We start from the raw sequence: 23,675 nt of genomic DNA, 5'->3' as shown, positions 1-23,675 counted from the left end.
AATATAATTTTCACATTTCACGAAGTGGTCACAAAGCAGGCTGCGACTGGCACCAGAGTACTTTCGCAGAAAGCATAGAAAAAGGCCCGGAGCAGAAGCTCCGGGCCTTGGATACCGTATGCTTTTACGGACTAGGCGTCAGCCTTGCCGTAATTGAGCTTCACTTCCTGCGGGAAGACCGGCAGGTAGCGGTACGACAGGCTCAGGACGATGAAGCCGTAAGCCACGATCATGATCGAGGAGGCCCACTCCACCCAGTTCGGGTAGTAGACGACCCACTTGTCGAACGGCATGGCCGGGAAGGCGATGGTCTGGACGGTGAAGACGTAACGGTTGATGGTCACGCCGATGCAGTCCAGAATCGCTGCGGTGTACAGCAGGGCCGGACGATTGCGGATCGAGGGAACGATCAGCATGATGGCCGGGACCACACCGCACAGGATGATCTCGGTGAAGAGCATCCACTTGCCGTATGCAACACCGTAGAACATCTGGTCGAAGGTCAGGCCGACGGAGGCAGATAGCCGGTGGCCCAGGCGTAGGTGTCCAGAATCTTGAAGACCATGTAAACACAAAGCATGGTGCCGGCGATTTTGCCCATCAGGGCTTTGACCTTGTACTCGACGAGCTTCTTGCCAGTCAGTTTTTCCATGAGGGTGCAGACGAGAACGGTGAATACCGGACCGGATGCAACCGCGGAAATGACGAACAGGAAGAACGTCCAGGGCCAGATGAAGAAGCCATCGCGGAAGGCGTAGGGACGACCGATCAGCACGCCGTACATGCCACCGAGGGAACCCTGGTGGAACGTGGACAGGAAGGTGCCGATACCCGCGAAGAGGGCCATGTTCACGTGGAAGTTGTGAGCCAGTGCGTGAATGAACGGAATCTTGTTCAGCTGCTTCTGCTCGAGGATCAGCGGGATGTACTCGATGATCAGGACGGTGCAGTAACAGGTGATGCAGAAGATAACTTCGGTCAGCATGGAGTGGACGTTCGGGTGCCAGTAACCGAACCATGCGCGGCCGGGCTGGCCGATGTCCAGCGTGAGGACCAGCATGGCGCCGGAGTAGCAGATGAAGCCCACGATGACCGTGAGGTTGATGATCTTTTCAAGCTGCTTGATCTTCAGGATGTACTTCAGGAAGCCCGTGAAGAATGCACCTGCGCCGAGGGCGATGACCGCGAGGTCAAAGGTGATCCAGAGGCCGAACCCGAAGTAGTTGTCGAGACCGGTGGTACCGATGCCGTTGTAGAGCACCAGCACTGCAGCATACAGGCCCCAGAGGAAGAACGCCGTGATGAAGAGCATCCACACGGCAAACTTGCCAAAGGAGCAGCGCTGAACGCCTTCAGGGAAGAGTTTGCTATCCATTGGTGACCTCCCTCCTAGTGCTTGGCCTTGGCGGCATAGTTGTCACCCTGCTTACGGACCCATTCGCGCTTGCTCATGTAGTAGACCTGCGGATCGAGGCCGAGCTTTTCAAGCAGACGGAATGCGTTGGGATCCTTGGACAGTTGGTGAACTTTGTGTTCCGGATTGTTCAGATCGCCGAAGGTGATGGCACCGGACGGACAGATCTCGCACATGCCGGGATGTAGGCGTCCTCGGCCAGGTTTTCGGGATCTTCCCCGTTGATACGGGCCTCTTCCTTGGCGGTCATGAAGCGGGTGTGGCAGAAGTTGCACTTCTCGACGACACCACGGGGACGCACGGACGCTTCGGGGCTGAGCACCTTGTCCATGCCTTCGGGCCAAAGCGGGTCCCACCAGTTGAAGTAACGAGCGTGGTACGGGCACGCAGCCATGCAGTACCTGCAGCCGATGCAGCGCGGGTAAATCTGGCTGACGATGCCGCCTTCCTCGTTCTTGTCGGTGGCGATGACCGGACAGACGGGAACACATGCCGGGTTGCCGCACTGCATGCACGGACGCGGCAGGTAGGCCACTTCGTGGTTGGGGAACTTTTCCCCGTTGGTCAGTTCGTAGACATTCATCCAGGTCATGGTGCGCAGCTTGTTGGAAGCGTCGTCCCTGTCCTTGGTGATTGCCTGAAGGTAGTTATACGGGTCTTTCTTGGTCATCGGGGCGATGTTGTTTTCCACCTGACAGCCGACCATGCACGCGCCGCAGCCCGTGCACTTGTCGATGTCGATGACCATGCCCCATTTGATTCTGAATTCTTTTGTCTGCATGACGGTTCCCCCTACATTTTGGTGACGTTCACGGTGGAACCGTTCCAGACGGACGCGCCGGTGGCGGCCTCAGAAGTCACCGTGAGGATCTTGTAGACGTTATCACCCTTGCCTTTCGAGAACTCGTCACCAACGGTGTGGCCCATGCCGAGCGGAGCGGAAACCGCACCGGGCACAACGCCTTCGTAGATATGGACCAGAGCCTTGGCTTCGCCGCCGCCACCGGCCAGCTTCACCTTGGAGCCCTGCCCCACGCCGAGCTTGCGGGCGGTGGCGGAGTTCATCATGACGACCATCATGTCGCCGATGAGCTGGTTGTTGCTGATGACGCAGGGAGCGTTAGGCGTGGTGGCCTGACGGTCCGTGCCGACGGTGAGCATGGTGTACGGGGCAAGAGCGACGGCACCGGTGCCGCGAACCGGAGCGGCAGCTTGGCAAGCGCGTCGGCTGCCATGACCAGACCTGCCTGTTCAGCATTACCGTCCATTTCGTGAGCCGGAATGCCTTCGTACTCATCCCATTCAGCGGCGATGGCCTCGGCCTTGGCGGCGATGATTTCATCGAAGGTTTCGGCCCCGAGGCCGTTACCAACCGCGTCTGCCAGAGCCAGAATGATTTCGGCGGGAGCCTTCACATCCAACTCGGGTTTGGCGACCGGAACGCTTGCGGTATAGACGCCTTTGGACACGCCGTAGGGAGTCTGCAGGTCGTCGAAGCGTTCATAGGGATGCGCGGCGGGCAGGACGAGGTCGGCCTGCGCCGTGGTCTCGTTATTGTACGTGGCGATGCTGACCATGAAGTCTGCCTTGACTTCCATGGGAAGCGAGTAAACCGGGTTGGCTTCGGCCACGATGAGCACTGAAGGGGTGGCACCCTTGGAGAGCCAGCCGATCAGGTCCTTGTCGTTGGCCTCGGCCCGGGTCATGGCTCCGCTCACTACCAGCGGGGTATCGGCTACTGCGACCATTCCGCCTTCTTCGTTGAGCCTGCCAAGCAGCAGGTTCAGGGCGAAGGCTGCGGCGTGCGAGGCAACCGAGGTTCCGGAAGGAACGACAACCGGCTTGGAGGCGGAAAGCAGTTCCTTGGCGGCGTAGGCCATGTAGTCGGCGGGCACCTTGACGGCGGCCTCGACCTTGGAAGGCTTGAAGTCCTTCATGACCATGGACTTGAACATGCCGAAGTCCGGGGCGTCGAAGGTCCTGCCAGCCTGCATCAGGTTGTAGGCAACGCCCAGCATGAAGGCAGCCTCACCTTCCGCGGCCACGGGCACCCACTTGTCGCAAACGGAAGCGGTGCGGGTCTGGGCCGGACCGGCGAAGATGTACTTGCAGGTCGGGGCTTCACCCACGCGATGCGAATCGGAGAATGCCTTCTGGTTCCAGACCGTGGGCCCCAGGACTCCAGGGCGTCGGCGCCGACGAGCAGCGCCAGATCGGCGTTCGGCAGATCGTAGCCGATCTGTCCGGTGCCGCCCATCAGTCCGTTCCAGGCGCGGCTTGCGGCCTGTTCGGAACCGGGAAGCTTGAAGAAGTCTTCACTGCCGAGCCCCCTCAGGAAGGCGGAGTAGACTTCGTTGGCGGTACCGGTGGAGTCGCCGGAGATGAAGGCGACCTTGCTCCCTGCGGCACCGATCTTTCCGGCCAGCATGTCCATGGCTTCATCCCAGGGGATGGCCTTGTACTGACCGTCGGCACCCTTCAGCATGGGAGCCTTGATCCGGTTGGGACTGCGCATCAGCTGCACGCCGTTGGCGCACATGGGGCAGATGCCGCCCTGACTGAGCAGGTTGTCCGCGTTGCCTTCGGTGGCGTACGGCTTGCCTGCCACCGTGCGAACGTTCACGGCGCAACCGGAGTTACAGATTTTCGAAACGGCGGGCTTGTCGAGCTTCTCGCCGTATTTGAGCGTGGGAATCCACGGCCAGTTCTGCGTCCAGATGGACACGTCATCAAGAAGTTTCCACACCACCGGCGTGAAGAGGATGCCGACGGTGCCTCCAGTGATCAGCTGGATAAATGCTCTGCGATCAAAACCCATTGCAGCACCCCTCATTATTTATGACATACGTAACAGGCGTTCACCTGACCCATCTGGGCGTGGCAACGCTCGCACTGCCACATCTTCATGGTCATCTTGCTGTAACCACTGATGATGTTCCGCTCAAACGGCGGCGGCGTGTCGTTGGTGGCGATTCCCTTCAAGTGACACAGATCGCAGTTCTGATCCGACTCTTCGATCTCTTCGATCTTGGAGACGGTAACGCCGTCCAGATCGATTTCCATTTCCTTGAGATCGGCGATGACCAGATTCTGGTGTGCCGCGTGAGAGAAGAAAACGTTGTCCGGCTGATACTGGTAGTTCAGCCACGGAATTTCCTTGCCGGGAATGGCGAACTTGACCAGATAGTCGAGCTCGGCCTTGCGGTCGCGCTCTTCTCCGCTCATCACCAGCTCAACCAGAGCTTCCGGCATTTCCTCTTCGGGCAGATCGAGGACGGCTTCGTAGTCTTCGCCGACCTGCTCGACAATGGCTTCCATCACATACTCGGGATCATCGACGTAGTGACATTCAGCACACTGCTGGATGGAAGGGAATCCGGCATAGGAACCGTCTTCCCTGAAGTAGTGACAGCTGTCACAGTACATGCCCTGTCCCTCTACGTGCACCTGGTGGCTGAAACGCAGCGGCTGCTCTACCTCTTGGTAGAACAGCGGCGGAATCACAGCCCAACCGATGATGCAGCTGAGAAGGAAGCCGATGAAGAACGGAAGGACGCCTCCACACCGTTTCGATGCTTTTCTTTCCTCCATAACCTCGCCCCATCACTCCTAATGTTTTTGTGAAAAAAACGCACAAATGAACTAAGCATCCATAAGGCACACATCTTTTGTGTGTCAAGAGAATATGAAAATTTTCACTATCTCTCGAGCGCCAAAAATGCTTAGAATTTCAAGCCCCAGCGCCCCCTTAGACGCTACCGGACTTCTTCACGCGCCCGTAGACGTCGTCAAACCGGACTATGTCATCCTCTTCAAGGTACGGACCGCTTTGAATCTCAATGATTTCAAGCGGTACCTTGCCGGGATTCGCCAGCCGGTGCTGCGACGCCTTCGGAATATCCGCCGTCTGGTTCTCGACGAGCAGCCGGGGCTCGTTGTCGATCTCCACTCTGGCGGTCCCCTTGATGACCACCCAATGTTCGCTGCGATGGTGATGCATCTGCGAACTCAGGTTGGCCCCCGGATTCACCACAAGACGCTTGATCTTGTAGTTATGCCCTTCTTCAAGGACAATGTAGCTGCCCCACGGCCTGAAGACCATGGGGTGGCTTTCAACGAGCTGGCTGCCCTCCTTGCGAAGGCTGTCCACAAGCTCCTTGACACGCTGCACCTGCGGCAGCGGACAGGCCAGGGTCGCGTCCCTCGTCTGGACCATGATCATGTCGCGAAGACCGACCACGGCCAGCTTGCCTCCCTTGGATATCAGCAGACTGTTCTCGCAGTCCATCGCAAGGACGTCGCCCTGCACCACGTTGCCGTGCTCGTCCTTGTCACCGAGCCGGTACATGGCCTCCCAACTGCCCAGGTCATCCCAGCCGAACTCGGAAGATACCACGGCGATATTGTCGATATGCTCGACAATGCCATAGTCAACGGAAACATCCGGGAGCTTTCCGTATCCCTGCACGAGCGGCATGACCTCTCTGTCCAGCCACCAATTCCACAACTCCGGCTGGTACTGCGCCACCGCCTTGAGGAACTGGCGGCATCCGAAAAGGAACATACCGCTGTTCCAGAGATGGCTGCCATCAGCCACAAAACGCTCGGCGGTCTCAAGGTCCGGCTTTTCCACGAACCCTTCGACCTTGAACGCATTGGGACCGATCTCCTTGCCGACGGTGATATACCCGTAACCGGTTTCCGGCTTGTCGGCCTTCACGCCAAAGGTGACGAAACGCCCCTCTTCGGCCAGACCACGAGCGGTATCCACCGCATCGGCCCAGGCATCGTTGTCGCTGATGAGATGGTCGGACGGGAACACTGCGGCGCAGGCCCCCTCGTCCCGATCCAGCACTTTCTCCAGCGCCAGCATGATGGCGGGCAAGGTGTTGCGGCCCAACGGCTCGGCAAGCACCTGCGCCTCAAGCCCGGCACTCACGGAAGAAGCCTGTTTCCTGACCTCGAAAACATGATCCTCATTGGTGACGATCCAGATGTTTTCGACGGGGAAGATCGAAGCAACCCGCTCCACGGTCCGCTGCAGAAGCGTCTGCTCACCATCAAGTGCCATGAGCTGCTTGGGGAGCAGGTTTCTGGAAAGCGGCCACAAACGCGTACCCGAACCACCAGCAAGGATGATGGCGTGACAGTCGGGCACTTGCTGCGGAGTCTCGTTTTGAGCGACTTCTTCGGTCATGCATCCTCCGTGAAACGAAATGGGGATTGAAAATCAGACAGACGGGGCAGCTGGCGGTCCTTGTCAGAGAGGATCGGGCCATCCGGGCCGAACACGCCTTTCCAGTCTATGCCAAGGTCGGGATCATCCCATGCTATGCCACCCTCGGATTCAGGAGCATAAAGAGCATCCACCTTGTACATGAAATGGGTGTCCGGCTCCAACACCGCGTAGGCATGGCCGAAGCCCTTCGGCACGTAGAGCCTGCGGCGGTTGTCACCGCTGAGTTCCACGGCGCTGGTTTTGCCGTACGTGGGCGAACCCACACGGAGGTCGACCACCACGTCGAGCACCTTGCCCGCAACTACCCAGACCAGCTTGGACTGCGCGGCGGGCGGCGCCTGAAAATGAAACCCCCTCAACACTCCGGAATCCCTTGAAAAAGCGTGATTGTCCTGCAGGAAATCGCAGTCAATGCCCGCTTCACGAAAGCGTTCCCTATTGTAGGACTCAAGGAAAAAACCACGCTCATCCTCGAAAACACGAGGTTCGAGAAGCAGCAGTCCGGGCAGTCCTGTGTCAATGACGTTCAGCAACGGGCGGTCCTCTTCATACTAGGGTGAACACTTCGTGACAAATATCCGAGTTCAGGACGGATAACAACCCCGCATGCCCGCAGGAACGCCAGTTTCATGAAAAATCACATGTCGTGTTCACATTCGCGGAGGCCTCTGTTAATGATTCCGGAACGCGTAGGACCCTTCAAATCCGCCGGACGGAACCATGAACTTCCTGGACATACTTTTCCTCATAATTCTTGTGATCTTTACCACCCGAGGCTTTTTCCGCGGCATCGTGCGAGAGGCCATCTCACTGGTGTCCATCATTCTCGCCTTCACGCTGGCGTCCCGGTATCACGGCGTGCTGGCGCCCCACCTCGGTGTATACATCAACAACGAGGCCACCATCAGGGGCATCAGCTACGTGCTGGTCTTCCTCGGTGTGCTCATCGTCTGCTGGCTCATCGCGAGGTTGATTCGGGAAATGCTTGAGATCGCCCTGCTGGGCTGGGCCGACCGGCTGGCCGGGTTGGCATTCGGTCTTGTGGAAGGAACGGTCGTCATCCTGCTGACGCTTATGGTTCTCGGCTCGTTTTTCAAGGATTCGGACTTCATGAAGGAGTCCCTCTTCGTCCCCAAAGCAGAGCCGGTGCTGGCATTCGTAATGCACCATGCCCCGGATTCACTCAAGGAAACCCTGCGTAAACGCGGGCTGACCGTACCGGAATCCGACAAGGCACCCAAGATTATGCCGGACCATCCCGAGCCTGACGGACTCATCGAAGACACCGTCGAGAACCCTGAAGCTGCCAGCATTTAAGCGGAGACGGCATGACCAATACCGACAAGACTACGAAAGCCGAGGCGCTGGCGGAACTTTTCGACGTCATCGAGGCGCTGCTCGGACCGGACGGGTGCCCTTGGGACAAGGAACAGACCCCGACAAGCCTGTGCGACTATCTTGCAGAGGAGACTTTCGAACTCATCGAAGGCATCCGTGCGGGAAACATGCGCGAGACCATGGAAGAGATGGGCGACGTGCTCTTCATCCTCATGTTCATGAGCACCCTTTTCGAGCGCGACGGCCATTTCACCATGCAGGACTCGCTCAAGCACAACGCCGCTAAAATGATCCGCAGGCATCCACACGTTTTTTCCGACAGGAATTTCGACAACATTCAGGAACTCTGGGACAACTGGGAAAAGACCAAGAAGGCCGAAAAGGCCGAGGAAGGCAGCAAGGGGGTGTTCGACTCACTGCCCAAAGGACTGCCCCCGCTTCTGCGGGCCTACCGGATCAACTCCAAGGCCGCGCGAAACGGCTTTACCTGGGACAGCGACGAGGCCGTAGAGGCCCAATATGAATCCGAATGGCACGAATGGCGACAGGCTCTGGATTCCGGAGACGCCATGGAATCTGAAAAGGAGTTCGGCGACCTCATATTCACGCTGGTGGAGCTCGGCCGCCGCAAGGGCATCAAGGCCAATGCCGCGCTGGATTTTGCCAACCAGAAGTTTCTCACCCGCTTCAACGCCATGGAGCGCCTTGCTGAAAAACGCGGCCTTGATTTCTCCTCGCTTGACATGGACGCCATGAACGCCCTCTGGGACGAGGTCAAACAGAGCTGACCCGCTACCCCGCCAGTTTCTTCACTATCCAGTAGACGGCGAATCCCGCGCCGAGTCCTCCGTAGAGGAGGATTCACGGGGTGCAGCCGTCTTTCATTTTGCGCGCTATGCCCCAAGCAGCGGCAGCTCCGGCCACCACACCGGCGGCAATAAAAATCCAGTTCGACACGTTGTGCTCCTTTTTTTCAACTCGACCCTAAAGATATCACTCTTTTTACCGATTATACGGATAAGCGTCCATTCCGGCCTGCGGCCAAGGAGGTTGCGCCATGAGCATGATGATTGACGGCGGCCTCGGCCTCAGCCAGGACAAGCAGTTGTTCGGAGCTCAGGTCGTCTCCAAGACATTGGACTACATGAACAACTATGGTGGAGCCGCTTCCGCTGCCCCGTTCGACAAACAGACCTTCGGCGCGGCGGTCGTCTCCAAGACACTGGATTACATGAACTCCGGCGGCACCGGCATGGACCGGAGCAGCCAAAGCTATGACTTCCAGAAGAGCGTTCTCAGCGCGGCGTACAACCCAGTTGGCGCCATTACCAACAAAATCGGCTGACACGCCGGTTTGGACGCGAGTCACAAAGGCCCCCTGACCGGGGGCTTTTGTCGGCATCTTTTATGAAAATAATTTTCATTATCATATTGACAGGTTGACATGACGACCTATTTTCTAAGTAAGATCTTTGACAGAAGCGAGAAAGGGGACAGGGAAACTCCCCTATTCAGGTCCAACCTCCAACGCAAGGAGGAATTATGCCCAACATGGATTACCCCGGACCGTGCCTGTCCTGCATCGGTAACACCTGCAACGGTGACCGGCCGTGGGACGATACCCGGACGGAAAATCAGGAAGAGGACCACGACAGTTAGAGACGAGATAAAGACAACGCCCCTGCTTCGGCAGGGGCTTTTCGCTTTCTTGAACAATGATTGAACCATGTGCGCAGGAAGCTGCTGTTTTAAAATCGAGACATTCCTGTCGGCTCCCCGACAATCTGATGCAAAAACAACCAAATCCACTGCCATTCCTTGCACATTGTTGACGGACGTCGTTCTTTCTGCCACGTCCTTTCGCCATGAGCCAACCGATCCTCTTTCCACCCAAGACCGTTCGCCGACTGGTCCAGTTTTCCTTCACCGCCTACTGCCTGTTCATCGGCTGGCGATTCTACACCTTTGTTCAATGGGCCCGCGACAACGGCCCGTATATTCCCCGGCCCGCATCGGTGGAAGGATTTCTGCCCATCAGCGCGCTCATGGGACTCAAGCGGTTCGTGCTCACATCCGAATGGGATCCCATCCATCCCGCCGGGCTGACCATCTTCGTGGCCGCCCTATTCATGGCCTGGCTCTTCAGAAAGGGCTTCTGCGGGTATATCTGCCCGGTCGGCTTCATCTCGTCCCTGCTCGAATCCATCGGCAGACGCATCGGGCTCGGCCTCAACCCTCCACGCTGGCTTGACCTGCCGCTGACCGGGGTCAAATACCTGTTGCTCGGCTTCTTCCTCTACACCACGCTCATCGCCATGCCGCTCACAGCCATCAACCAGTTCCTGCAGTCCCCGTACAACCTGACGGCCGACGCACGAATGCTTGATTTTTTCATCAATCCGAGCGCAACGGCGGTGGCGGTCCTCTGTGGCCTGCTGGTCATGAGCATCGTCATCCGCAACTTCTGGTGCCGCTACCTCTGCCCCTACGGCGCTCTGCTGGGCCTCTTCTCATTCCTGAGCCCGGTCAACATCGCAAGGGACGAAGAAAGCTGCGTCAACTGCGGGCAATGCGCCAAGGCATGCCCTGTGGGGATCAAAGTCGATGAAAAGAACACCGTCACAACGCCGGAATGCATCGGCTGCACCGAATGCGTGGGAGCGTGTCCGGTCAAAGGGTGCATGAGCGTCAGGGCGGGAACCTTCAGGGTGCCTTACTGGACCATCGCCATCGGCGCGGTGACCGTGCTTCTCGGGGCATATGTCGCGGCGGAGATGACGGGCCACTGGGATAGCGGCCTGCCGGAACAGATGGCAAAAATGCTTTACGGTCGGGGGTGATCCGACTCGCCGGCCAAGGGAAGCCGGATGCGGAACACCGCGCCCCGCCCTTCTTCGGACTCCACCCAGATTCTCCCGTCGTAGTGTTCGATTATCTGACGGGAGATGGCCAGCCCGAGGCCGGAGCCCTGCGGCTTTCCCTTATCCGACTCGGCCTGCTCGACCTGATGGAACCGCTCAAAAACGGCCTCCAGTTCAGACTCGGGAATGCCCGCACCAGTATCTTCAACCCGCAGCTCAACCTGCGAATCGTCTGGGCAGGCTTCAAGGGTGATCGAGACATTGCCCTCACCGGTGAATTTTACCGCGTTGTGCAGCAGGTTTCGGACAACCTGCATCAACTTGTCCGCGTCCATCCAGACCGGCAAAGACTCGTCAGGAAGGTTCACCTCAAGCGACACGCCGCTCTCCTCGAAATCCACGGAAGAAGCCTCCGCCGCCTGCAGGATGACCTCGGAAGGATCGAGCATGCTGTCATTCCACGACATCCTGCCAGACTCAATACGCGCCAGGTCTAGCAGGTCGTTCACCAGTCTGGACAGGCGACCACCCTCGCTACCGATGATCCTGAGATTCCGCTCAATGATCTGCCCCTTCTCGCGCAATTCATCCTCACAGGCGTCAAGTGCCATGAAATTTTTGGAAAAACTTTTTCCCGTCACTTTGGCAAACCCGAGTATGGACGTCAGCGGCGTTCGGAGTTCATGAGAAACGGCGGACAGGAAGGAGGTTTTGAGCGTATCTAGTTCCCGAAGGCGCTCATTGGCCTTCTCAAGCTCTGCAGCCTTGAGCGCGAGGTCACGCGTTCGGACCTCCACAGTCTCCTCCAACCCCCTGTTAAGCTCCGCAAGGCTGGCCTCGCTCTGCGCCAGCGCATCCAGCATGAGCTTTTGCTCCGAAAGGTCCTCGAATACGCCACAAAGCAACTTATCCGTAAAACGTTTGAGCCTTGCACGTATATAGAGCCGCTTTCCGCCGGATACCGAAGTGTAGTAGTCTTCATACCTGCTCTCATCTGCGTCGATCGCTTGCCTGACGCAGCGCTGTACCGCCTCCATGGGCATATCCTTAAGCATATTGAGCCCGACAATCGCCTCTATGCCCGGCGCGCCCATCATGTCTGCAAAAAACTGGTTGGTGCTGATGACAGCCCCGTCATTGTCAAAAAGCATTATTCCCACCGGAGCCTGATCGACAATGGCCCGGAACCTGGCCTCGCTTTCTCCCAGCGCTTCGGCATTGCTCGCGGCTTCTTCCAGAAGCTGCATGAGCTGCACGTTCTTTTCATCAAGGTCGGCGTATGAACGGTGCAGTCGTTCGGACATATTCCAGAACGTATCCATGAGATTGCCGATCTCCTCGGTCTCATTGGTCATGTCTGGGCGGGGAAGCCTTTTCCCAACGCGGACGCTTTCCATGACATCCATCAAACGCTGCAGCGGATGAAAGACAAAACGCTGCATCCGACGCCGAAGGAAAACATACATGCACGCCAGAGTAAGCAGGAGCAGCGTGCCGAAAAACGTATAGAAAAAAATGGTTTGCTGGTGAACCCGCGTCATGTCGTAAACAATCTCTATCCATCCGATAGGTTCTCCCAGAGCACGCACAGGACGGGTAAAGACCAGCACATCGCCGTCCTCGAAAGCATGGTACCGCTCCCCTTCAGCCTGACGATTCTTCACGGAAATAGAAGCCGGACTGTCAACGTCGCCCGGCTCGTTCGTCAACCGCTTGCCGTCCTTGTCATAGAGCGTCACCCGCTTGATGCTTTCCACACGGCTGACTTCCATCAGCCTCAACTCAACTGCCGAGAAACGACGCTCGAACAACTCATTGGCGAGGCTGTCATGATCTCTGCTCACCAGCGTATCGAGCACGAAGCAGACCATGTTCCTGCTGCTCTCGTTCTGATGCAACTGTATGGGAATACCAACAGCAAGAAATAGCCCTGTCACGACAAGCATCGTGATGAAGACGGATTCGCTCAGCCTGCTGGAAAGGGTCTTCTTCATAACTAGGGGCGCACGGTTTTCACGAATTGGACGCTATGGTTTTCAATACGAAGGAGCACGACCGGCTTCACGGGATCACGCGATCCGGCGTACGAAATCGTTCCGGTGACAGCCTTGAAATCCTTGAGAGTGGCCAGCGAATCACGGATGTCCTTCGGCTCTGCACTTCCGGCCCTGCGAATGGCTTCCGCCAACAGTTGCAGCGCGTCGTATGCCACCGGGTTTCCGGAATCGATCAGGTTCAGGACGTTGTCGCCCAATTCCTTTTTCATCAGACGGACGAAGCTCCTGCTCTCCGGCGTATCCGTATCCGGATGCCAGTGAGAGGAAAAATAGTTATCCCCCTTGAGTTCATCCACATATGGATACTGCTCAAGCGCTGCCCATCCGTCTCCCCCGAGTATAGGGATTGTCAGCCCCATTTTCCGGGCCTGCATGATGATTAACCCCGAATCCCTTGCAAACCCCGGCACCAACAACAGATCGACTTTATCAGTCTCAACCGAGGCCAGTTGCTTTCCGAAATCCATGGAGCTGAGAAGATACGGGTATCGATTGACGACACGACCGCCCATCTCTTCGAAATCCTGTTTAAAAAAGTCAGCGATGCCCTCGCTGAATACGTCCCCGGCCACGACCAGCATGGAGACCCGGCGCGCACCAAGGTCCTCATAGGCAAACCGCGCCAGAGCAGAAGCCTGCGTCTTGTCGGTATAACAAGCCCTGAAAATGAAATCGCCTACCTGTGTGACCTTTGGCGATGTCGTAGTCGCGCCGACCATGGGGATGCCCGCCTTCTGGAAAATAGGCGCCATGGCCATGGCGTGGCTGCTCCAAGATGGGCCGACAACTGCCACGACTCCGGCGTTCACCGCATCGACGGCAGCCTGACGCGCGCCAAGCACTGAGCTTTGATTATCCAGCTCTATCAGGCGAATCCTCCTTCCGAGGACTCCCCCGGACTTGTTTATGGACTGTGCGGCCATGCGAGCCATGAGATAATTCGGGGTGTTCTCTTCGGCTGCCTTGCCGGTATGCGCAAAGATGGAGCCAATGAGGATCGGCCCTTCTGCAGCAAAAACACTTCCGCCCATCAGCATGAGCAATACCAACGCGACAGCCCCCGTTCGCACGAGCATTCTGCACAGAATCATAAACATAGCCATTCCCTACCCACGGATTTGATAAATTAGACTAGTTTACACCATAACCGAGAATCGCTCCCAATGCCAAAGTTATAATCTCTTCTCAGGTTACTTTTCAGCAACGCATCGAATTCCATGAAAAAGAATACGCTGGACGCGCTAACTCTTTTAACGGGTCGAGGAATATATTATGGTTAGACACTATCCGGAGCAGGGGTTACGGCTCCGAGACAAAACGGAAGAACTATGCTCACCCAATTTCAATGGTTTTCGCTGATTTCGATCCTGCTGGTGACGCTCGCCGGAGGCTGGCTGCCGCTTTCCCGGCCGGAAGAAGCCCGGCGCAACGACGGCTTTCCCCTCGGCAAGCCGTTCGCCTGCGGCGTCTTTCTGGCCCTGTCGCTGGTGATGATGCTGCCAAGCTCCATTCATCTACTTGGGCGCGCTACCCGCACGCACCCATTCCGCTGACGCCGGTAGTCGCGGCCTCGGCATTTCTGTTGCTTCTGTTCATGGAGCACCGGGAAGAAGAGCTTTCGGCCAAGGGTCAAAGGGACGACGGCCTGACCAGTCCGGTCATTCCGGTCATCATGACGGTGATGATCGCCATTCCGTCCTTCCTGCTCGGCACAGCGCTCGGCGTGAGCGGAACGGCGCAGGCGGTAATGGTCTTTCTGGCCATCATCGCGCACAAGGGTACGGCCGGATTCGCGCTGGCAGTCAAAATGGTCCGCAGCACGCTCGGCAGGTTCCGCACCATCGCGCTCTACACGTTCTTCGCCTTTTCCACGCCGCTCGGCATCATTGTCGGAGAGAACGCACAGGAGTACTTGAGCGCCCACGAAATGCTGGAAGTAAAGGGATTCATCCTCGCGGCCGCCTCAGGCGTATTCCTCTACCTGAGCACAACCCACGGCCTGCGCGACAACCCCCTGCTGGTGCAATGCAAAAATCACCGAGGCTTCTTTGCCATGCTGGCCGGATTCGCCCTGACCGTCGGCGTCCGCCTGTTAATGGGCGAGGCGCATGGGGGGTGAGAAGAGTTAAAGTACAGTGGTAAGGGCCGCAGAAATGGATATATAGCGACAACTATCCCAACCGTATAGCGCCGTCACGCCGAAAGGATCCAACGAATTCGAGCCCTCTGCTTCTTCCTTTTCGCTTGCCTTTCCATGCATTCAATCCTACATTTCGTTTGTAATCTTGGCGGGTGAGAGCGCTCCTCATACTCCCGTCCGGGTTGGCTGACTGGGACGCTCCAGCCTCTGCCCAGTTTTAGACTTCCGCTACAGTACTCCGCTCCCTCTCTAGGGCTTCCAGCCTGTTATCTTAATGCCTCTCAGCAAGATGCTCCGCATATTTCTTCCACAATTCAGCAGTACCTTTTTTACCTAAGGTGCCCCCGATGGCGGCGTGCAACAGAATACAGGCCGATGCCGAGATAGTAACCACTGCCCGAGCTCGCCTCATTTTTCCTTTATCATCCACGATTATACTCAGTTGACTGTGCTGGCCTGCCTGCAGTTAACCTCTGTCTTCAAACTGGATAGCCACTATTATTGTCTCTTGTCGGGTGGGAGCGCCCACATACTCCCGGCAGGGTCGGCAGACCGAGGCGCTTCGATGTCTGCGGCTATCTCCCTTGCTCCTCTTCTTTTTGAATGCTATTTTTTCAGAGAGTCGACCTGAGAATCGTCCCCGACCTCTGGGGCTTGGGTCGATGGGGGGTGCCGCCCATCGCTCAGGCGACTCACAAAAAAAGAACTGCGTTTTATGAAAACGCAGTTCTTTTTTGGAACAGATACTCTGATAGTATTGAAATCAACTATTTGGTTCTACTACTCTTTTTTGGGCCCCATCAGCTGCCAAGCAACATGGTTCCCTTCTACTTACCTCACCTCTTTCTAGAAGCTATGCTTTTCACAAGGGCGGAGAATACCCGAGCGACGTCCTCACCCTTTTAAAGGGTGAGGCTTGGGCAAGCCGGGGTCGCCGCCGGTCCTCGTGGCCGCCCTTCTCCCCATGCCAAGCATCATAATTGTTTTGGCATGGGGAACACTAAGCCTGTCATGAAGCTTGCCTTTGTTCTCTTTTATTCTATGTTCTTGAATTGTAGCCTTGGCGGGTGAGAGCGCTCCTCATATCCCCGTCCGGGTTGGCTGACTGGGACGCCCCAGCCTCTGTCGCCTTACCTTTATACTTGCCAGTACAATTTCCATTTCCATTCTTCGTTTCAGCTCACAAAAAAAGGGCTATCACCTTCAAGGTGATAGCCTTTTGATTTCGTGGCGGCGGGAGTAGGATTCGAACCCACGGGCCCCGTGAAGGGCCAACGGTTTTCAAGACCGCCTCCATAAGCCGGACTCGGACATCCCGCCGCGTTGCAAGGCCGCCATATTATGCACTTACGCCTTGCTGTCAAGCTTCGACTGCAAGACGCATTGACACCTTATGGCGTAATCCCGTATTGAGAAGCATATTCATCCACCTTAAAAAACATACCGAAATCGCATGAAAACGCCGCAAGACGCCTTCACGACCTACCTGAGTGAGAAGAACCTCAAGATGACGCCGCAGCGGCGACTCATCCTCGACACCTTCATTGACGAGAAACAACACCTTTCGCCCGAAGAACTCTACGACAAGGTCAAAAAGGTGGACCCGTCCATCGGACAGGCAACCGTCTACCGCACGCTCAAGCTGCTTGTGGAGGCGGGTATTGTCGAATCCCTCGACTTTGCGGACGGCGTGAGCCGCTATGAAGTCTCATGGGGAGAGGAGCACCACGACCACCTCATCTGTGAGCGGTGCGGTAAAAACATCGAGATTCTTGATGACGTCATCGAGAAACGGCAGGAAGCCATCGCCAAAGAACACGGCTTCACCCTGTCGCACCACAAGATGTACCTTTACGGCCTCTGCTCGAAATGCGGCAGGAAACGCTCCTAACGTTTACTCCCTAACCTGTCGAGGAACTGCTTGAGCGGCAGAACCTCGTCCTTCACGCTTCTCCACGTATAGCCGGTTCCCTCGCCGGGATGCTTCTCGGCGAGCGCGGTGAACTGAATCCCCAGCCCAACGGCACCGTTCTTCTCTTTGAAACGGCTGCGAATGGTGCCCAGCACAGTAAAGTACATGAACTTTTTGCTGCCCGGCTGCTTGATGCTGATGCGAAGCACCAGCGTCTGCCCCTGTGTCAGCGGCGGCAGTCCGGGCGGCTTGGGATTCTCGATGAACAACCGGATTCCGCCGGGTGAAATATTACCAACGCGAAGATGCATCTTGTCCGGAGTACGGTTGCTTCTGGAGATGGTCTGCATGTCGGGCCTGTGCTGCCAGAACGTGTTGCGACGCCTGCCGTCCCATGCCTTGATGCGGAACATCTCCTGCCGCGTGACCTTCTGCCGGGCATGCTTTCGCCGTATGGTGAAGCGGTACTTGAGCGGTGTAAGCAGCACAAGTTTCTTGACCATTGCCCCGCGTTTTTTTGCAAAGGAGATGTAGGACACAAAAGAGTTGATCTTACGGCCACTGTAAACAAAGGGCTTGCACAGACAAAGCACCTGCTGGCCTTTCAGCTTTCGCGCCGAAGGTTCCACTCGAACCAGATCCAGTGACATTCGCCCGGAGAAGACGGATGAAATCCGCGCATGACAGAGCAATCGCCCGATGCCCTCGCCATCAAGGAAATGCACTTCAAGCATCACGGCCTTGTTGGTGAGATAGTCCTCGATGTCACCGTGGCTCTTGCTTCTGAAGAAAACGGAAATGAAACGGATGAAAAGGTACTGCAGATAGCTGCGATACCTCCATGCGGCAAAGAGACCCACAACAGGCATGACATACAGCAACATGGTGCCAAACACTTCGATAAGATCGAAGCGCTGGGAACCATGTGCAAAAGACCGCTGGATCTGCCGCAGGTAGTCCAGCTGTACCGATACGTCCAGCATGTCACCGCCCGGTCGGAGGATGAAACGATTGCCCGTTCCCGCCAATTTGCAAGGAACGAGCCTGAATCCTTCCCGATCTTCTGACTATAGAGAGCTATGCAGAGGGAATCAAGTGGTAGCCGCGCGGGCGGCCGAAACTTTTCGCAAGAGCTCTGCCGCCGCATCTGCAGGGGACGAAGCCGAGCAGATCGCCGAAACCACGGCGATTCCGTCCGCCCCGGCCCGCACTACATCAACGGCGTTGTCAGCATTCAGCGCGCCGATACCGACCAGCCGGTGCCGGGTGGCGTCACGAAGCCGCCGCAGGCCGTCAAGGCCCCACGGCTTGCCGGTGTCCGTCTTGGTACTGGTTGAAAAAATGGGGCTGACTCCCAGATAGTCCACGTCCCACGCTTCAGCCTCGCGCACGTGCTCCATGGTCTCGACGGAAAGGCCTATGATGCCTTCGGCCCCATGAGACGGCGAGCCTCCGGGTACGGCATGTCACTCTGCCCCACGTGAACTCCATCCGCGCCGCAGGCCAGCGCCACGTCGATGCGGTCGTTGATGAGCAGCGGAACATCATGTCGCTCCAGCTCCTTTTTCAACGAACGGGCAAGCTCCACAAACTCACGAGTGTCCGTATGCTTCTCCCGAAGCTGCACCACGGTAACACCGCCTGAGACCGCCTCGCGCACCACGTCCTCAAGGGGTCTGCCAAGACAAAGCCCCCTGTCGGTCACGAGATAGACGCCGTAGTCGGGCGCGCGCATTATTCGAAGCTCACGTCCATGTCCGCAGCGAGACGCTCCGGAGTCAGGGTGTACAGCTCGTCGTACAGGTTGAGCTGCAGGGTTCCCGGACCTTGGCAGCATCAGCCGCCCGCTTGCCGCACACGGCCATGACGGTCATGCCCGCGACTCCGGCTTCAAAGGGAGTATCGCATACCGCAGCAAAGGCACCGCAGATGGCGGAACAGGTGCAGCCGAGTCCGGTGACGAGCGGCATCATGTCGGAGCCGCCCCGGATGCGCGCCACGCGCTCTCCATCCGTGACAAGATCAACCTCGCCGCTGACCACCACTGCGCAGCCGTGCAATTTCGCCAGCGCCTTTGCCGCGTCTTCGGCTGCCTCCGCGCCCTGCGTGCTGTCCACGCCCTTGGCGCAACCTGCCTCCCCTGCAAGGGTCATTATTTCCGAGGCGTTGCCGCGAATGATGGCGGGCTTGTACTCGGCAAGCATCCCGGCAGGCAGTTCGGTCCGCAGCTTGGTGGCCCCGGCCCCGACGGGGTCGAGCACCACGGGCACGTTGTTGCGGTTGGCGGCGGCCCATGCCACGGGCATGGCCTCTGCGTATGTGCGGGCCACGGTGCCGAGGTTTATGACCAGCGCGCCGCTGAAAGCCATGAGTTCCTCCACCTCTTCCACGGCGTGCGTCATGATGGGTGACGCGCCTATGGACAGCAATGCATTGGCGGTGGAGTTGGTGACAACATAGTTGGTGATGTTCGTCACTAGCGGCGTGGTTTCACGAAGGGCCTCGAAGGACTTGCAAATGGTGGATTCGTTCATGCTTCTCGGATGGTTTTTCAGGTTCATGAAGAGGATATTGTCTACCTTTTTTGTCCCCGGGTGACAACCGCTACAACCCAATAAGCAATGCATGACAAGGCCTCATCCACCACTACTTGATTTGCTCAATCGTGATGCATTACCGATTATAAAGGTGTTCAGTAATCCGACATTTCTATGTATTGTGCTCCCATAAAAAACCCGACTCAACCAAATGAGGTGACCATGAGCAAAACGGAAGCTGTCCGGTTTATGAACGACATGGCCAACGACCCGGAACTCACCATTAAAATGAATTCCATCGAGGACAATGACCTGCTGCGCAAAACCATCGCTGACGCCGGATATGATTTCACGCCTGAAGAAATGGGAGAGGTCATCAACAATCCGGAATCGAATCAGATTCGCATGACCAAGCTCAGCGAAGAAGAGCTCGACAGCGTCGTCGGGGCTGGCCCAATTTCAGGCATATGGGGTGGGTGTAAGAAAATCGCACGTCCCATCGCCATCGCAGGACGCAGAATCGTGCATGGCGAGACCAAGGAAGAGGCCGAACGTGAAGTGGACATCACCCTCGGTGGCGGCGATGATCTCATCAGTGCCGGGGACCAAATAGCTGATGGTGCCGACGACATTCTCAGAGGCGTCAAGGATCTCTTTGATTAAACGGGCATCATTCGGCACACGGGTCAGTGATTCTCAATAATGCGCTCCTAGACAGCAATCGAGTTCCTCATGTCGCAGATATTCAGAAAAGTCGCGCTCGACCGCCTCTCCTCTCCTGAGCAGCTGGATCAGGTCATGCGTGTGACCTCCCCCATGGGATGGGCCGTCCTTGCGGCCTGCATGCTTTTGGTGGGCATGGGCGTTGTCTGGGGATTCTTCGGGACCATCCCCACCAAGGTCTCCGGACAGGGAATCCTCGTTGAAAAAGGCGCTCTTTTCGACGTTGTCTCGCTGAGTGACGGACAGATTGTCGAGGTCTTCGCGGGTGTGGACGAGACCGTCGAGCAAGATCAGGTCGTGGCCCGCATCAACCAGCCCGAACTGCAACACCAGTTGGAAGAAGCCCAGCGCACGTTGGACCACCTTCTAGAGGAGCGGGCGTTCGTCAACCAGCTCGGCTCTGACATCCACGCTTCCCGGACACGTCACATAGCCCAGCAACGAAAGACCCTTACGGATTCGATACGACTCGCCGAGACGAGGCTGGACGACCTCCACGAACGGGTTGTCCAGCACGAGAAGCTCGTCGGACAGGGAATCGTAGCGCGAAAAACCTATCTCGACGTCAAGGCCGAATACAATCAGGTCTTGCAGGAAGTTTTAAAATACCGGGAACAACTGGCCTCGTTGCCGACCACAACCTTCGAGGCGGCCAGCGAGCGGCGCAAGGAACAGATCGACGTGGAGCGCAGAATCATCCATGCCGAAGAGGAGGTTGACAGCCTCAAGGACAAGCTTGAACTGGCCGAAAGCATCGTTACGCCCAAAAAAGGCCGCGTCAACGAGGTGTTCAAGGCTCCGGGAGCGTTCCTGCGAACAGGCGAAGCCCTGCTCAATCTGGAGACTTACTCTCCTGACGACAGCTTCTACATTTCGGCCTACTTCAGTCCGGATCAGGGCAAACGCATCAAGCCCGGCATGACCATGCACGTGGCTCCGTCCGTGACCAAACGCGAGGAATACGGGGTGGTCATTGGCGAAGTAGTCAGCGTGTCTGCCTTTCCCGCTTCCACCAGAGGCATGATGCACCTTCTAGAAAATGAAAAGCTCGTGGAAATGCTCTCCCGCGAGGGGCCGCCCATCAAGGTCCGGGCAAAGCTGGTAAAGGACCCGCAATCCCATTCCGGCTTCAAGTGGTCATCCGGCAAGGGAGCACCGGTCAAGCTCCAGTCCGGCACCATGTGTCAGGCCGACGTGGTTGTGGAGGAACAGCGCCCAATCTCACTGCTGATCCCCTATCTCAAGAAGACCGTGCTCGGAATCGGGGAGTAAATCCAGGTGGCTAGTGAAAAAGCGCTCTGGAAAAACAAGCGCGTCAGGACCCCCACGGTCATCCAGATGGAAGCCCTCGAGTGCGGTGCCGCGGCCCTCGGCATCGTCCTCGGCCATTACGGGCTGTACGTCCCGCTGGAGAAGCTCCGTGAGGACTGCGGCGTCACCCGCGACGGCTCCAAGGCAAGCAACGTGCTGCGCGCGGCCCGTTCCTACGGAATGACCGCCGAGGGCTACCGCATGGAGCCCGCCCACATCAAAACCGTCCGACTTCCAGTAATCATTTTCTGGAATTTCAATCACTTCGTCGTTCTGGAAGGCATTAAGGGCAACAAGGTATACATAAACGACCCCGCCTCCGGCCCGAAGGTTGTGCCGTATGAGGAATTCGACCAAGCCTTCACCGGGGTTGCGCTGGTCATCGAGCCCGGACCGAATTTCAAACCCGGCGGAGACAAGCCCAGCGTACTCCGCTCACTGGGCAAACGCATTTCTCTGCGCGAGAAGGGAGTGGCCTTTGCCGTCGTTGCCGGGCTGACGCTGGTGATCCCCGGTCTGGTCATCCCGATATTCTCCAAGGTGTTCGTGGACAACATCCTTGTCGGCGGCAGTCACGACTGGCTCCGCCCCCTTATCTTCGGGATGCTCCTCACCGCACTGATGCGGGCCGTTCTGGGCTGGCTGCAGGATCAGGCCCTGCTTCGCCAGCAGACAAAACTTGCGGTCATCTCTTCGGCCAAATTCTTCCGGCATGTTCTTCGACTGCCCATGAATTTCTTCTCGCAGCGCTATGCGGGCGAGATCGGCAGCCGCATCGCCTTGAACGACACTGTGGCCGGATTGCTCACCGGAACGCTTGCCTCCACCTGCATCTCGATCGTCACGGCCGTTTTTTTCGCCTGTATCATGGTTCTCTATGACCCGCTGCTCACGGCGATTGCCATAGTATTCGCCCTGCTCAACATCTTCGTGCTGAAATGGGTGAACAGAAAACGCTCCGACCTGCAACAGCGCATCCTGCAGGAAAAAGGCAAGATATCCGGAACGGCCACTGGCGGCCTGCAGCTGATTGAGAGCATCAAGGCATCAAGCTCGGAATCGGACTTCTTTGCCCGCTGGTCAGGGCAGGTAGCGAAATTCCGCAACGCCCTTCAGGAAATGAACCGCTGGAGCAGCCTCGTCATGCCCATCCCGGGCCTGATTTCCGGCCTGAGCACTGCGGCCATTCTCGGCCTCGGCGCCATGCGCGTCATGAACGGCGAGATGACCATCGGCATGCTGGTGGCCTTTCAGTCGCTCACAGCCAGCTTCCTCGCCCCGTTCAACGCCATCGTACAGCTCGGCACCGAGTTGCAGACCCTGCAGGGCGACATGAACAGGCTGGACGATGTCATGCGATACGAAGAGGCTCCGCTCTATGACTCCGAGGCTACGGAGACAGTCTCCTCCAAAGACCAGATTCGCCTTTCGGGCCGTCTGGAAGTCAAAGGGCTCACTTTCGGCTACTCCAAGCTCTCGCCGCCGCTCATAGAGGACTTTGACCTCACGCTCACGCCGGGCAGGCGTATTGCGCTCGTTGGCGGATCAGGCTCGGGAAAATCCACGGTGGCAAAGCTTATCAGCGGACTGCTTGAACCGTGGGACGGTGAAATCCTGTTCGACGGCCGCACCCTTCGGCAAACGCCCCGCGAGGTCTTTCTTGAGTCCTTCTCGTTCGTGGATCAGGAGGTCGTTCTTTTTCAGGGCACCCTGCGCGACAACATCACCATGTGGAACCCCACCATTTCCGATGACCGCGTCATTGCCGCGGCAAAGGACGCCTGTATCCACGACATGGCCACGTCACGGCCCGGCGGGTATGCCTCCATGCTGGATGAAAACGGGGCCAACCTCTCCGGCGGACAACGCCAGCGCCTCGAGATTGCCCGGGCACTCGCCACGGCCCCGTCCATCCTCGTGCTCGACGAGGCCACCAGCGCGCTGGATGCGGAGACAGAGCGGATAATCGACGACAACCTCCGCAGGCGGGGCTGCTCCTGCCTCATCGTGGCCCATCGACTGTCGACCATCCGCAACTGCGACGAAATCGTGGTCATGGACAAGGGGAAAATCGTCCAGCGCGGCACCCATGAACAAATGATGCGTGAAGACGGCCCGTACAAGCGGCTGATTGAGAGCTGAC

Annotated in this window: 20 protein-coding genes, 1 tRNA gene and 3 pseudogenes; 11 read left to right on the top strand and 13 right to left on the bottom strand. The window is 57.4% G+C overall.

Annotation, left to right across the window (positions count from 1 at the left end):
- Positions 1 to 131 precede the first annotated feature (131 nt).
- From qrcD to rfbC, 7 genes and pseudogenes are all read right to left on the bottom strand, one after another.
- Positions 132 to 1,375: pseudogene (gene qrcD / locus JCM12178_RS01400) on the bottom strand (menaquinone reductase integral membrane subunit QrcD).
- 14 nt (positions 1,376 to 1,389) lie between these two features.
- Positions 1,390 to 2,195: pseudogene (gene qrcC, locus JCM12178_RS01395) on the bottom strand (menaquinone reductase iron-sulfur cluster-binding subunit QrcC).
- A gap of 11 nt (positions 2,196 to 2,206) precedes the next feature.
- A complete protein-coding gene (locus tag JCM12178_RS19135) occupies positions 2,207 to 2,575 on the bottom strand; it encodes a molybdopterin dinucleotide binding domain-containing protein (RefSeq protein WP_245628550.1) in 369 nt (122 codons plus the stop codon).
- 832 nt (positions 2,576 to 3,407) lie between these two features.
- Positions 3,408 to 4,232, bottom strand: coding sequence for a molybdopterin-dependent oxidoreductase (locus tag JCM12178_RS19130; protein WP_245628549.1), 825 nt, complete (start codon positions 4,230 to 4,232; stop codon positions 3,408 to 3,410).
- A 14-nt stretch (positions 4,233 to 4,246) separates the two neighbouring features.
- Entirely contained in the window at positions 4,247 to 5,005 is a 759-nt protein-coding gene (locus tag JCM12178_RS01385) for a cytochrome c3 family protein (RefSeq protein ID WP_054648190.1), read from the bottom strand.
- Between the two features lie 157 nt (positions 5,006 to 5,162).
- Entirely contained in the window at positions 5,163 to 6,611 is a 1,449-nt protein-coding gene (locus tag JCM12178_RS01380) for a mannose-1-phosphate guanylyltransferase/mannose-6-phosphate isomerase (RefSeq protein ID WP_054648189.1), read from the bottom strand.
- Positions 6,608 to 7,183, bottom strand: a complete 576-nt coding sequence (rfbC, locus tag JCM12178_RS01375) for a dTDP-4-dehydrorhamnose 3,5-epimerase (RefSeq protein WP_054648320.1) — start codon at positions 7,181 to 7,183, stop codon at positions 6,608 to 6,610. The genes JCM12178_RS01380 and rfbC overlap by 4 nt, the downstream gene beginning before the upstream one ends.
- 190 nt (positions 7,184 to 7,373) lie before the next feature.
- Between rfbC and JCM12178_RS01370 the strand changes: the two genes are divergently transcribed.
- The 4 genes from JCM12178_RS01370 (at position 7,374) to JCM12178_RS01355 (ending at position 10,831) form a co-directional block, all read left to right on the top strand.
- Positions 7,374 to 7,970, top strand: coding sequence for a CvpA family protein (locus JCM12178_RS01370; RefSeq protein WP_054648188.1), 597 nt, complete (start codon positions 7,374 to 7,376; stop codon positions 7,968 to 7,970).
- Between the two features lie 11 nt (positions 7,971 to 7,981).
- Positions 7,982 to 8,779, top strand: a complete 798-nt coding sequence (gene mazG, locus JCM12178_RS01365) for a nucleoside triphosphate pyrophosphohydrolase (protein ID WP_054648187.1) — start codon at positions 7,982 to 7,984, stop codon at positions 8,777 to 8,779.
- A 269-nt stretch (positions 8,780 to 9,048) separates the two neighbouring features.
- Complete coding sequence (locus tag JCM12178_RS01360) at positions 9,049 to 9,336, top strand: hypothetical protein (RefSeq protein ID WP_054648186.1); 288 nt, start codon at positions 9,049 to 9,051, stop codon at positions 9,334 to 9,336.
- Between the two features lie 520 nt (positions 9,337 to 9,856).
- Positions 9,857 to 10,831 carry a 4Fe-4S binding protein gene (locus JCM12178_RS01355; protein ID WP_054648185.1) on the top strand — a complete coding sequence of 325 codons (975 nt, stop codon included), beginning with the start codon at positions 9,857 to 9,859 and terminating at the stop codon, positions 10,829 to 10,831.
- Here JCM12178_RS01355 and JCM12178_RS01350 read toward each other — a convergent pair.
- Entirely contained in the window at positions 10,816 to 12,156 is a 1,341-nt protein-coding gene (locus JCM12178_RS01350) for a PAS domain-containing sensor histidine kinase (protein ID WP_218185620.1), read from the bottom strand. The two genes, JCM12178_RS01355 and JCM12178_RS01350, sit on opposite strands and share 16 nt — an antisense overlap.
- On the opposite strand from JCM12178_RS01350, the gene JCM12178_RS18915 reads away from it, so the two are divergent.
- Positions 12,139 to 12,780: a hypothetical protein gene (locus tag JCM12178_RS18915; protein ID WP_218185619.1), complete on the top strand. Its 642-nt coding sequence runs from the start codon at positions 12,139 to 12,141 to the stop codon at positions 12,778 to 12,780. The two genes, JCM12178_RS01350 and JCM12178_RS18915, sit on opposite strands and share 18 nt — an antisense overlap.
- Positions 12,781 to 12,848: 68 nt before the next feature.
- Here the strand turns inward: JCM12178_RS18915 and JCM12178_RS01345 are convergent, their stop codons facing one another.
- On the bottom strand, positions 12,849 to 14,006 hold the full coding sequence (locus JCM12178_RS01345; RefSeq protein ID WP_054648183.1) for an ABC transporter substrate-binding protein: 1,158 nt from the start codon (positions 14,004 to 14,006) through the stop codon (positions 12,849 to 12,851).
- Between the two features lie 231 nt (positions 14,007 to 14,237).
- Between JCM12178_RS01345 and JCM12178_RS18545 the strand changes: the two genes are divergently transcribed.
- Together JCM12178_RS18545 and JCM12178_RS01335 are read left to right on the top strand one after the other, a co-directional pair.
- Positions 14,238 to 14,462 (top strand): hypothetical protein, encoded by a 225-nt coding sequence (locus JCM12178_RS18545; RefSeq protein ID WP_054648182.1) that lies wholly within the window; start codon positions 14,238 to 14,240, stop codon positions 14,460 to 14,462.
- Between the two features lie 29 nt (positions 14,463 to 14,491).
- Positions 14,492 to 15,028 carry a ZIP family metal transporter gene (locus JCM12178_RS01335; RefSeq protein ID WP_054648181.1) on the top strand — a complete coding sequence of 179 codons (537 nt, stop codon included), beginning with the start codon at positions 14,492 to 14,494 and terminating at the stop codon, positions 15,026 to 15,028.
- Between the two features lie 1,249 nt (positions 15,029 to 16,277).
- On the opposite strand, the gene JCM12178_RS01330 is transcribed toward JCM12178_RS01335, so the two are convergent.
- Positions 16,278 to 16,369 (bottom strand) — tRNA-Ser (locus JCM12178_RS01330).
- A gap of 133 nt (positions 16,370 to 16,502) precedes the next feature.
- Here JCM12178_RS01330 and JCM12178_RS01325 point away from each other — a divergent pair.
- Entirely contained in the window at positions 16,503 to 16,940 is a 438-nt protein-coding gene (locus tag JCM12178_RS01325; RefSeq protein ID WP_054648180.1) for a Fur family transcriptional regulator, read from the top strand.
- On the opposite strand, the gene JCM12178_RS01320 is transcribed toward JCM12178_RS01325, so the two are convergent.
- From JCM12178_RS01320 to thiM, 3 genes and pseudogenes are all read right to left on the bottom strand, one after another.
- The gene (locus JCM12178_RS01320; RefSeq protein WP_054648318.1) at positions 16,937 to 17,944 is read right to left on the bottom strand and encodes a PilZ domain-containing protein; all 1,008 of its coding nucleotides are present in this window, start codon (positions 17,942 to 17,944) and stop codon (positions 16,937 to 16,939) included. The two genes, JCM12178_RS01325 and JCM12178_RS01320, sit on opposite strands and share 4 nt — an antisense overlap.
- Positions 17,945 to 18,052: 108 nt before the next feature.
- Positions 18,053 to 18,696, bottom strand: a pseudogene (gene thiE / locus JCM12178_RS01315) (thiamine phosphate synthase).
- Positions 18,697 to 18,739: 43 nt separating this feature from the next.
- Entirely contained in the window at positions 18,740 to 19,495 is a 756-nt protein-coding gene (thiM, locus tag JCM12178_RS01310) for a hydroxyethylthiazole kinase (RefSeq protein ID WP_369404441.1), read from the bottom strand.
- 225 nt (positions 19,496 to 19,720) lie between these two features.
- On the opposite strand from thiM, the gene JCM12178_RS01305 reads away from it, so the two are divergent.
- The 3 genes from JCM12178_RS01305 to JCM12178_RS01295 all read left to right on the top strand — a co-directional run bounded on the left by JCM12178_RS01305 (position 19,721) and on the right by JCM12178_RS01295 (position 23,674).
- A complete protein-coding gene (locus tag JCM12178_RS01305; RefSeq protein ID WP_054648179.1) occupies positions 19,721 to 20,161 on the top strand; it encodes a Nif11-like leader peptide family natural product precursor in 441 nt (146 codons plus the stop codon).
- A 69-nt stretch (positions 20,162 to 20,230) separates the two neighbouring features.
- Positions 20,231 to 21,493 carry an NHLP bacteriocin system secretion protein gene (locus JCM12178_RS01300; RefSeq protein WP_054648178.1) on the top strand — a complete coding sequence of 421 codons (1,263 nt, stop codon included), beginning with the start codon at positions 20,231 to 20,233 and terminating at the stop codon, positions 21,491 to 21,493.
- 6 nt (positions 21,494 to 21,499) lie between these two features.
- Positions 21,500 to 23,674 (top strand): NHLP family bacteriocin export ABC transporter peptidase/permease/ATPase subunit, encoded by a 2,175-nt coding sequence (locus JCM12178_RS01295; RefSeq protein ID WP_218185618.1) that lies wholly within the window; start codon positions 21,500 to 21,502, stop codon positions 23,672 to 23,674.
- The last annotated feature ends 1 nt before the right edge of the window (position 23,675 follow it).

This window comes from Salidesulfovibrio brasiliensis JCM 12178, from assembly GCF_001311825.1.
Lineage (GTDB): Bacteria > Desulfobacterota > Desulfovibrionia > Desulfovibrionales > Desulfovibrionaceae > Pseudodesulfovibrio > Pseudodesulfovibrio brasiliensis.
Note: the sequence above shows the minus strand (reverse complement) of the source record. Positions and strands in the feature narration are given on the sequence as shown.

Coding starts and splice junctions, on each gene's coding strand:
- JCM12178_RS19135 (WP_245628550.1), bottom strand. CDS start 2,575: ATGCTCACCGTCGGCACGGACCGTCAGGCCACCACGCCTAACGCTCCC.
- JCM12178_RS19130 (WP_245628549.1), bottom strand. CDS start 4,232: ATGGGTTTTGATCGCAGAGCATTTATCCAGCTGATCACTGGAGGCACC.
- JCM12178_RS01385 (WP_054648190.1), bottom strand. CDS start 5,005: ATGGAGGAAAGAAAAGCATCGAAACGGTGTGGAGGCGTCCTTCCGTTC.
- JCM12178_RS01380 (WP_054648189.1), bottom strand. CDS start 6,611: ATGACCGAAGAAGTCGCTCAAAACGAGACTCCGCAGCAAGTGCCCGAC.
- JCM12178_RS01370 (WP_054648188.1), top strand. CDS start 7,374: ATGAACTTCCTGGACATACTTTTCCTCATAATTCTTGTGATCTTTACC.
- mazG (WP_054648187.1), top strand. CDS start 7,982: ATGACCAATACCGACAAGACTACGAAAGCCGAGGCGCTGGCGGAACTT.
- JCM12178_RS01360 (WP_054648186.1), top strand. CDS start 9,049: ATGAGCATGATGATTGACGGCGGCCTCGGCCTCAGCCAGGACAAGCAG.
- JCM12178_RS01355 (WP_054648185.1), top strand. CDS start 9,857: ATGAGCCAACCGATCCTCTTTCCACCCAAGACCGTTCGCCGACTGGTC.
- JCM12178_RS01350 (WP_218185620.1), bottom strand. CDS start 12,156: ATGTCCGAACGACTGCACCGTTCATACGCCGACCTTGATGAAAAGAAC.
- JCM12178_RS01345 (WP_054648183.1), bottom strand. CDS start 14,006: ATGTTTATGATTCTGTGCAGAATGCTCGTGCGAACGGGGGCTGTCGCG.
- JCM12178_RS18545 (WP_054648182.1), top strand. CDS start 14,238: ATGCTCACCCAATTTCAATGGTTTTCGCTGATTTCGATCCTGCTGGTG.
- JCM12178_RS01325 (WP_054648180.1), top strand. CDS start 16,503: ATGAAAACGCCGCAAGACGCCTTCACGACCTACCTGAGTGAGAAGAAC.
- JCM12178_RS01320 (WP_054648318.1), bottom strand. CDS start 17,944: ATGCTGGACGTATCGGTACAGCTGGACTACCTGCGGCAGATCCAGCGG.
- thiM (WP_369404441.1), bottom strand. CDS start 19,495: ATGAACGAATCCACCATTTGCAAGTCCTTCGAGGCCCTTCGTGAAACC.
- JCM12178_RS01305 (WP_054648179.1), top strand. CDS start 19,721: ATGAGCAAAACGGAAGCTGTCCGGTTTATGAACGACATGGCCAACGAC.
- JCM12178_RS01300 (WP_054648178.1), top strand. CDS start 20,231: ATGTCGCAGATATTCAGAAAAGTCGCGCTCGACCGCCTCTCCTCTCCT.